Below are 8819 nucleotides of genomic sequence, written 5' to 3' on the forward strand. Positions count from 1 at the left end.
TATATAAGAGACAGACGGTCCCCCTCCACCGTCGCCGCCCCCATGCGCGCGGACTCCATCGCCGACAGGGGCTCCGCGTGCAGCCGGCTCCGGGACTCTCGAAACACTCGCATCGACAGCGACGTCCGACGCGGCGTCTCCAGTCGCGTCAGCGCCACCCGGGTCTCCGCGCGCGTCTGGGGCAGTCCCGTCGCGCCGCCTCCCAGCTCCACCACGTCCGAGCCCGTCACCTCTCGCAAGAGCCCGTCCTCGTCGAGCATGAAGTCCAGGTGCCCTCGCAGCCGAGGCACCACCAGTCCCGGACCTCGAGGCCCCGTCGGCGCCCACAGCGGCAGTGCCGTCCGCAGGTAGCGCCGCTTCGTCTTCACGTACGTGTTCGCGCTGCCCCCCGCGCGGTACTCCGACTCGTAGTCCCCGGTGGTGTCTGTCTCCTCCGTGCTCCAGCTCCGCCCGTCCTCCGCCACGAACTGGGTGGCCGCAATCAGCAAGCGCACGAACCGCCGCTCCCGCGCGGCCAGCTCTCCGTCGAAGTGCACCGAGAGCACGCGTCCACGGGGGTCCTGGGCCACGTACACGGGCCGCTCGAAGCGCGAACGAAAGGCGCGCAGCTCGTCCTCTCCGAGTGACTCCTCCACCTCCACCCGCGAGGGCTCCACGCGAGCGGAGAAGAAGTGCTGCCCTCCTTCCTCGCCCAGATACGTCAGCTCCAGCACTCCGCTCCAGCCGGTGTGCCGCCAGGTGCGTCCCGTCTCCGCGCCAGGGAGCTGCTCGGCCGAACGCGCATCCAGGTCGAACGAGTACCGGTGCTCCAGTCCGGGCGTCAGCACGCGTTGGCGGCCTCGCTTCCCGGGTGGGACTGTCTTTGGGACAGCGGTGGGGAGGGGCTCGTCGGAGCGCGGTGCGGGGTGGCTCACCGAGATGACCTGGGTGGGCGCGGACGGCTTCCAGCCTCGCTGCGCCTCGAAGCTCCACAGGGCCATCACCGCCAGCAAGACGATGAGGGGCACCAGGCTCTTCAGGCGAGGGGACACGGCACCTGGGATACGGAGCCACCCCCCATTCCTGGTCGTCGGCCCGGCGTGACGCGGTGCCTCAACCCAGGGAGGAGGAAGACCGAACGCTCACTGACCGCCGAGCCGCAGCTCCAGCTCCGCCAGCTCCCGCTTCACGGTGGGGTCCGACTCCCGCAGCCCCTCCACCTTGCGCACGGCGGAGATGACGGTGGAGTGGTCCTTGCTGAAGCGGGACGCAATCTCCGGGTAGGAGCTCTTGGTCAGCTTGCGGCTCAGGTACATGGCCACCTGCCGCGCATGCGCCAGGGCTTTGTGACGGCGGTCTTCCTTCAACGACTCCACCGTGACTTTGTAGAAGCGTGCCACCTCGCGCTGGATGGCTTCCACGTCCACCACGTTCTGCGCGGGGAGGATGTCGCGCAGCACCTCCGCGGCGAACTCCTCCGTCACCGGCTGGCGCGTCAGGCTGTGCACCGCCGACAGCTTCACCAGCGCGCCTTCGAGCTCACGCACGTTCTTCTGGATGTGCTTGGCGATGAAGTGCGCCACCGAGTCCGGCAGGTCCAGGTTCTCCGTCAGGGCCTTCTTCTGGAGGATGGCCACCCGCGTCTCGTACGTGGGCTCGCGGATGTCTGTCATCAACCCCATGGTGAAGCGACTGCGCAGCCGCTCCTCCAGGCCCGGAATCTCCGCGGGGACCGTGTCGCTGGTGAGGATGATGGCCTTGCCCAACTCGTAGAGCGTGTTGAAGGTGTAGAAGAACTCCTTCTGCGTCTCCTCGCGCTTGCCCAGGAACTGGATGTCGTCGATGAGCAGCACGTCGCACTCTTCCCGGAACTTCCGCCGGAAGTCCGTCATGCGGTGCTCGCGAACGCTCTCCACGTACTCGTTGGTGAACTGCTCGCTCGACAGGAACACCACCCGCTGCGTGGGGTCCTTCTCCCAGATGTGATTGCCCACCGCCTGCAGCAGGTGCGTCTTCCCCAGGCCGGTGCCGCCGTAGATGTAGAGCGGGTTGTAATGGTGGCCCGGCTTGTCGGACACGGCCTGCGCCGCCGCGGCGGGGAGTTGGTTGCTGTCCGCCACCACGAAGGTGTTGAACGTGAAGCGGCTGTTCAGCCTCGAAGGACGGCCAATGCTCACCTTCACGGTGGGTGTGGGCGGGAAGAAGCCCTCCGGGACAAGTCCCTCCACCACTTCGTAGGCGACGGAGACGAGTCCGTCACCCAACCGGGCCAGGTGTCCTTCGAGCAATCCGCGGTAGTGGTCATCCACCCAGTCGCGGAAGAAGCGATCCGGAACACCGAGGACGAGCGCCCCGTCACGGACCTCCAGCGCGCGAACCCGGTCCAACCACTGGAGCGCGTACTGACGGCCTTCCTGACGGATGGCCTCCAGCATCTTGTTCCAGAGAATTCCAGCACTTGGAATGGAGGGTGCGGCCTGAGCGAGGGCGTTCAAGTGTGTCTCAACCGTGCAAAGCGGAGGGAGTTGCGAGCGTCTGGCGGTGCTAACAGACGCTTCCGGGTGGATCAAGCTACCGACCCAAAGCGGCGCCGTTGAAGGATCTTTTCCAGGTCCGGATGATCGGCAACGGCCATGCCGCCCCGGCGCGATTGTGGAGATCCGCCCGACGCCCCCCAACCGCTGGGGTTCCCCTGTCCCGACTTGACTGTGGGTACGGAATGCAAAAGGGCGCGGTTTCGCGCGTGCGCGCCCTCAGGGGCTCCCGGTGGATCCGCTGGAGGGCACCACGCCCAGCGCTTCGTGGCTCTGGGCATCCAGCTCCGGGAAGCAGAGGTGACACGGCCCCTGGGGCAGTCCGCCGACGCGCGCGAAGCCCCGCGCATCCGTGCGTCCCTTGCGCTGGGTGCCGTCCGCGAGGATGACGATGAAGCGCTCGTTGGCGATGGGCATGTCGTTCTCTCCCACCAGTTCGAGCTCCACCCAGCCCTCTTCCAGGGGGCACGCCTGCACCGCGGCACTGTTGTCTTCGAGGCCCATGTCCTAGGTCCCTCCGTTACTGAAGCGCTGTCGTGTCTGGGCGTTGCGTTCTTCGCGCTGCTTCCTACGAGTCGCCTCCAGGTGCAGGCGGCGCATCCGCTCGTGTGGCTCGGTGACGTCCGCGTCATCGAGCATCTGCCGGGCCCAGTGCAGCTCGGGACGTGACTCGAAGTCGAGCCCGTGCATCGCCGTCACCTCCAGGTACCAGGTGAGGCCCTGCCTGGACGTGAGCGAGCGCGCCTTCGCCTGACTCATGCCCTCTCTCACGTGCGCCGCGAGCGCCATGTCGTCCAAGGCTCTCAGTTCCTCGGGGAAGTGGCGCCGCAAGTGCTCGCGCAGGTCCGCTTCGAAGCGCTGCTCCGAGACGGCGCCGAGCGCGCTCAGCTGGTTCTCTCGAATGGTCAGCATGGGCGAGGGCATCCGTTAGAGCGTGGACTCCGCTTCGGAGCTGGGGAGCTTCGAGTCGGGAGGCTTCGAGTCGGGAGGCTTCGAGTCGGACACGGGGAGCTTCGGCTTCGGAGGCGCCTTGTGGTGCTGCGCGCCGGAGAGCTTTCCGGTGACGGTCCGCGCGCCGAGGGGGTTCTGCTGTTTCATCGCATCGTCCCGAGTGGCGAAGACCTCGAAGCTCTCGTCGCTCACGTAGCGCACGGGGATGCCGCCGGGGCGCTCGTCGGTGGCCCACAGTTGAGCGAAGGCGAGCAGCTTCGCGTCGAAGGCGCCCCAGTCCCAGACCTTCTCCTCGCTCTTGTACGCGTCGCGGCTCGCCGGGTTCACGCTGATGCGGATCTCCTCCACGTCGTGGGCCCACTCGACGAGCCCGTGGATGTGGGCCTCGATGTAGGGGATGGCGGCCTTCTTCTGGGCCGCCTTGCGCAGGCCGTCGTTCTGTCCCCGCCCGGCGGCGTAGAGCTTCAGGTGGTCTTCCTGGAAGCGCAGGCCGCTGATCTGCTTCAAGAGGGTGAACGGGTGGGTGGGCGTGCAGAGGTCGTCGGGGAACACGCCCACGCTGAAGGTGTCGTTGTGCGTGAGGGTGATGCGCCGCCAGAGGTGGGGCTTGAGGATGTAGGCCGCATCGCCGTACTTGGGGCACGCGCCGGACGTCGTCTGCGCCAGGTTGATGGCGGCGTACTTGGGTCGGCGTGCGCGGTCGAAGCCAGGGGACTCGCAGGGGGTCTGGTACTGGACCTTGAAGCGCTCGGCGTTGTCGCGAGGCACCGAGTCCGTGCTCGCGCCCACGCGCTGCTTGCCCGTCTTGAAGAAGATCTCCCAGTACTGGGCCAGGTGCGCCGGCAGCTTCGTGCCCCGGTCCACCGCGTCGATGACCTTCTCCAGGTCATCGCAGTTGAGGTTCGCCGTGAGCTGGAACTGCACCAAATCCCGGCCGAAGTTCTCGACGGTGTAGTCCGTGGAGCCCGTGGTGTTGAAGGCCGTCAGGGCCTCGGTGGCGAGGGCGTGGTCGCGCGTCACGCGCTCGATGGTGTTGATGCGCGCGCGGACCAGCACCAGGCGCTCCTCGGGCGTGAGCTTCAGGAACTGGGCGTCCTTCGGGTCGAAGCAGGCGTGGAAGTAGTACTGGTAGAAGAAGGGAAAGGACCGAGGCTTCTGGACGATGGCCTCGATGAGCACCGACTCGTGGGCCTCGAAGTAGCCGCCGAACTGCTTCGTCACGCCCCGGAAGGACTTGAGCCCTTCCTCGAAGTGGACCCTCCCTGGCCCCCCGGGCTTGCCGTCGTCTCCGTCTTCGGGCGGCACGGCGATCTTCTCGGTGATGTGGACGAACCAGGCCGCGTCCGCGATGAGCTGCTCGCGGAACTCCTGCTTGCGTCCCTCCGCCAGCTTCACCCTGTCCAGCCGCTCATCGGTCAGGAACAGCAGTCGCTCTGGCAGGAACTTCTTGTTGTTGAGGACGCGGTGGATTTCGAGCGTGTCCGCGTCGTGGACAATCTGCTCGTTGAGGTCCCCCAGCCTCGGGGGCTTGGGCTCATCCGTGCGAGCGGTGTTCTTCGCGTCGCCCTTCTTCGCGGAGCGGCTGTCCACCTTGCTCACGGTGATGACCTTCGGGACGGAGACGCCCTTCTCCTCCGGGGGCTTCGGCTTCTCCTTGCGCTCGTCGTCGTTCTGCTCGTTCTTGACGATCATCCTCGCGACGTAGGCGGCGTACTCGTTCCCGTAGCCGGACTCGCGCAGGTAGTAGAAGCAGTTGCGCGCGCTCTCATGCTCCCAGACGTCCTTGCCTGAGCTGGCGCGGGCGCAGTCATGCATGCCGATGCCGTAGGCGATGGCGGCGATGTCCACCTCATCCAGCTCGGGCTCGGGCATCCGCGCGAGGGCTTCGTCGCGTTGCCCGTCGTCATTGGCTGGTTTGGTGCGCAAGCTCTCCGGTCGCGTGTCCCCGGGCAGGAAGCGCGGCTGGCCATGGCGCAGGTAGAAGTTCGCCATGGCCATGCCGAGTATCAGGCTGCGCGCGATGTGCTGGTGGTTGTGGTGGAAGTCGGGAACGTTCTGCTCGTAGTGCGCCAGGAGCGTGTTCATGTCCTGGCGCTGGAACTGGAAGAAGGTGGGCTGGAAGCCCTCCGCGGGCACGCGCTTGAGGAGGCTCTGCGTCCGGTCCGTCTGGATGGCCTCGGAGGTGTCTGGATGGAGTCGGGGCTCCAGCGTGAAGCCGCCCTTCTCCACATAGGTGGAGTACTTGGAGACGAACCCGCCTCCCTTGGGCTTCCGGGGTGAGGGAACGCTCGACGACTCACCGAGCACCTCCCAGAGGGTCCGTCCTTCGTCCACCAGGGTCATCAGGCTCTCGGCGCGCTCGCCGTTGATGACCGTCAGCGCGCTCGGGCTGGTGTGGATGAAGCACTTGGTGAAGTCCCGGTCGTTGTTCGTCGCGAGCAGCAGGGCCGTCTTGAGCTTCTTCTTCCGGCTGCTCTTCGTGCTCATCAGCGACTTCTTGAGGATGACGTCCGAGTCGCTCTTCTTCGTGGGCTCGGGAGGCTTGCGCTCCTTCCGGGCAGACGACTCGCCCCCGAGCGGAGGCGGTGGCTGGGCCAGGGGCGCGGGCGGAAAGAGGGGCTCGAGCGCCCTCAACATCTGTCCCCGCAGCAGGTCGCAGCTCGCGCTGGTGATGAGGCCGAGCGGGTTCGCGGAGAGCGTCTGCCCCGCGCGCATCAGGGCCCGGGCGAACTGGATGACGTAGAGGCCGCAGTTGTAGCCATCCTCCTGACGCTCGACGTCCGCGGAGGTCGTGAAGTCGAGCGCCCGGGAGAGATAGCCCTTCGCGTGGAGCTTCTGGATGAGGGCCCGGGCCGCGCCCGCGTTGCTCTCCCCCAGGGAGTCGTAGTGCACGAAGGCGCGGGTCGCCGCGGAGAAGACGAGCAGGCTCCAGTGGGTCTCCTCGGTGTTGACGGGAAAGAGGAGCACCGGCGCGTCCTTCGGCAGCCGGGTGGTCGCCAGGTCCAGGTGCCGCGCGGCGCCCAGCTCCGCGCCCAGGGAGTTGCCGAAGGCCTCGTCATCCCCGTCCTTGCCCGCCTTGACCACGGAGGGGGAAATCCACATCACCTGGTGGGCGTTCAGCGCCCCCAGCCCGTCGTCGTAGCCGGTGACGCCGTGGTCGATGAGGGTGTCCGTCATCCAGCCGGTGTCTTCACGCAACTGGAAGAGGTCGTAGCGGCTCAGGAGGTTCCGCGTGGCGCGCAGAACGGTTGCGTCACTGTCGATGTAGAGAATCCACTCGTGGGCCATGAGGGCTTTCGCGGGCGCGATGTTGGACGGTGAAGGTCAGGAGCCGTGGATGGCGATGAGCTGGGTGCGCGTGCGGTCGTCGACGGTGGTGACGCGCTCGTACGCGTCGTCGTCACACGCGAGCAGGTCCTCCGGTGTCAGCTCCAGGCCGCAGTGCTCGCGCTTGAAGGCGATGACGGCGACGGCGAGCTCGTCCTCGTCCCCTTCGACGTCCAGGTAGCCCAGGTTGATGAGCCGCTGGCGCACGCCGCTGGCCTCCGTGGCCGGGTCCAACCGGCTCAGCTTCAACTCGTAGCGCTCCTCCCCTTCCAGCTCGAGCGTGGCCTGCTGGCTGCCCGGCATGACCCAGAACGTGACGTCCCCGTCGGGCCCGGTGGTGCCGGAGAGGGCCTCACCGTCGACCTCCAGGAGGTACCGGGCGTCCTTTCGGGGCTCCGAGCCGCTCAGGAGCCGCACCTGGACCTGCACGGGCACGCCCTTGCGGCGGAAGCGGTAGCGTTTGCCCGTCTGGGCGGCGTGGCGGACCTGCTGGAGGGCGGGAATCGTCAGGACGTCGCCGGCCAGGAGCACATTGGGGTCCTGGCGCAGTTCACGGAGTTCAGCGTTACCCGGGTCATTCCAGATGGCCTCGGGGAGCAGGCCGTAGCGAGCCGCGATGTCATTCAAGCACTCATGTTCCTGGGCGACATGCACCTGGGGCATCGCCCGACTCTAACGCGGCGCGAAAGGTCGTTTGAGCGCATTGCAGGGCTTGGCGGAAGTTCCGAGCCCCGGGGTGATCGGCCGGGCGGCCTGGACTTCCGTTTCCGGACCCATGTAGGCAGGCAGGCGCCCCCTCTGTGGGCAGGGGGCGACGGTTTCGTTCCCAGGATCGGGAAAATGGGGCGGGTGGAGGTGATCCTCCGTTGACTTACCCTGGAAATGGGGTATGCCCCCGGCCCTTTCCCTAGTTCAGGTCGCGCCGGAGCAGCAGGAGGCGCCGCCTTCATCATCAAGGAGTTCGAGCCGTGTCCAAGCGCACGTACCAGCCGTCGAAGCTGCGCCGCAACCGCACCCACGGGTTCCGCAAGCGCAACGCCACCAAGTCCGGCCGGGATGTCCTCAAGCGCCGCCGCGCGAAGGGCCGCAAGCGGCTGGTCGTGTCGGCTGCGAAGAAGTAAGCGAGTCCGCGTGTGAGGGCCGAGGGTGCGACGCCGGGGCAGCAGGGCCCGGCAGACCAGCGCTTCCCCAAGGCCCTTCGCCTGCTCAGCAGGCGTGAGTTCCTCGAGGTACAGGACGGTGGGCAGAAGCTCCCCTCCGACTGTCTCCTCGCTCTCTACAAGCGCAATGGCCGGACGTACTCCCGTGTTGGCCTCACCGTGTCGAGCAAGGTGGGAAACGCGGTGGTACGGGCGCGCCTGAGGCGGGTGCTGCGGGAGTTGTTCCGCAAGCGCCGCATGCAATGGCCCCCGGGCCTGGACGTTGTGTTGGTGGCGCGCTCGTCCGCGAAGGAAGCCTCCTTCGTGGCTCTGTCCCGCGCCTTCGACGGTGTCACCCGTAAGCTGCAGCGGCTCCCGCCGGCCGCCGAGCCGAAGCCGAAGGAGCCTCCCAGATGAGCCCGCTCGCCTTCGCCATCTCGCTGCCCATCCGGTTCTACCGGAAGTTCCTCGGGCCGCTCTTGCCGAAGGTGTGCCGCTTCCACCCCTCCTGCTCCACCTACGCCATGGAGGCGCTGGAAAAGCACGGAGGCCTCAAGGGCTCCTGGCTCACCCTGTGGCGCTTGATGCGCTGCCAGCCTTTCCACCCCGGTGGCATCGACCCGGTGCCGTGACGGGGCTTCCACCCCTTGCCGCACCCTCCCCCGAGGGGAGGGACCTCTATGAACGATCCGCTTTCGCCCCAGTCGAACGACTCCCAGAAGCGGCTGCTGGTCGCCCTGCTGCTCTCCTTCGCCGTCACCGCCGGATGGATGTTCCTCTTCCCGCCCCCGCCGGCCGCCCCCGGCGCCGACGACGCGGGTGTGACGACCACCGGCACGACGCAGGATGCGGGCACCACGGCCCAGGCCGCCCTCCCGCCGTCCGGTGA

The 8819-nt window shown here is 67.4% G+C and carries 8 protein-coding genes and 2 pseudogenes; 4 read left to right on the forward strand and 6 right to left on the reverse strand.

Annotation, left to right across the window (positions count from 1 at the left end; all coding sequences use genetic code 11):
- The 6 genes and pseudogenes from FJV41_RS45805 to FJV41_RS45830 form a co-directional block, all read right to left on the reverse strand.
- Positions 1 to 1031: pseudogene (locus FJV41_RS45805) on the reverse strand (HEAT repeat domain-containing protein); the annotation flags it as partial.
- A gap of 90 nt (positions 1032 to 1121) precedes the next feature.
- Positions 1122 to 2474, reverse strand: coding sequence for a chromosomal replication initiator protein DnaA (gene dnaA / locus FJV41_RS45810; RefSeq protein ID WP_141648947.1), 1353 nt, complete (start codon positions 2472 to 2474; stop codon positions 1122 to 1124).
- A gap of 258 nt (positions 2475 to 2732) precedes the next feature.
- Complete coding sequence (locus tag FJV41_RS45815) at positions 2733 to 3017, reverse strand: hypothetical protein (protein WP_141648948.1); 285 nt, start codon at positions 3015 to 3017, stop codon at positions 2733 to 2735.
- A 3-nt stretch (positions 3018 to 3020) separates the two neighbouring features.
- Positions 3021 to 3425 (reverse strand): hypothetical protein, encoded by a 405-nt coding sequence (locus FJV41_RS45820; RefSeq protein ID WP_141648949.1) that lies wholly within the window; start codon positions 3423 to 3425, stop codon positions 3021 to 3023.
- 15 nt (positions 3426 to 3440) lie between these two features.
- Complete coding sequence (locus FJV41_RS45825; protein ID WP_141648950.1) at positions 3441 to 6752, reverse strand: Ulp1 family isopeptidase; 3312 nt, start codon at positions 6750 to 6752, stop codon at positions 3441 to 3443.
- Positions 6753 to 6788: 36 nt separating this feature from the next.
- Positions 6789 to 7418, reverse strand: a complete 630-nt coding sequence (locus FJV41_RS45830) for a hypothetical protein (RefSeq protein WP_141648951.1) — start codon at positions 7416 to 7418, stop codon at positions 6789 to 6791.
- A 341-nt stretch (positions 7419 to 7759) separates the two neighbouring features.
- On the opposite strand from FJV41_RS45830, the gene rpmH reads away from it, so the two are divergent.
- From rpmH to FJV41_RS45850, 4 genes and pseudogenes are all read left to right on the forward strand, one after another.
- On the forward strand, positions 7760 to 7912 hold the full coding sequence (gene rpmH, locus FJV41_RS45835; RefSeq protein WP_141648952.1) for a 50S ribosomal protein L34: 153 nt from the start codon (positions 7760 to 7762) through the stop codon (positions 7910 to 7912).
- Between the two features lie 12 nt (positions 7913 to 7924).
- Positions 7925 to 8347 (forward strand): ribonuclease P protein component, encoded by a 423-nt coding sequence (rnpA, locus tag FJV41_RS45840; protein ID WP_141648953.1) that lies wholly within the window; start codon positions 7925 to 7927, stop codon positions 8345 to 8347.
- Complete coding sequence (gene yidD / locus FJV41_RS45845) at positions 8344 to 8562, forward strand: membrane protein insertion efficiency factor YidD (protein WP_141648954.1); 219 nt, start codon at positions 8344 to 8346, stop codon at positions 8560 to 8562. Before rnpA ends, yidD begins: the two co-directional genes overlap by 4 nt.
- Positions 8563 to 8610: 48 nt before the next feature.
- A pseudogene (locus tag FJV41_RS45850) lies at positions 8611 to 8819 on the forward strand (membrane protein insertase YidC); the annotation flags it as partial.

The sequence above is a fragment of the Myxococcus llanfairpwllgwyngyllgogerychwyrndrobwllllantysiliogogogochensis genome (assembly GCF_006636215.1).
GTDB classification, from domain to species: domain Bacteria; phylum Myxococcota; class Myxococcia; order Myxococcales; family Myxococcaceae; genus Myxococcus; species Myxococcus llanfairpwllgwyngyllgogerychwyrndrobwllllantysiliogogogochensis.

Coding starts and splice junctions, on each gene's coding strand:
- FJV41_RS45815 (WP_141648948.1), bottom strand. CDS start 3,017: ATGGGCCTCGAAGACAACAGTGCCGCGGTGCAGGCGTGCCCCCTGGAA.
- FJV41_RS45820 (WP_141648949.1), bottom strand. CDS start 3,425: ATGCTGACCATTCGAGAGAACCAGCTGAGCGCGCTCGGCGCCGTCTCG.
- FJV41_RS45825 (WP_141648950.1), bottom strand. CDS start 6,752: ATGGCCCACGAGTGGATTCTCTACATCGACAGTGACGCAACCGTTCTG.
- yidD (WP_141648954.1), top strand. CDS start 8,344: ATGAGCCCGCTCGCCTTCGCCATCTCGCTGCCCATCCGGTTCTACCGG.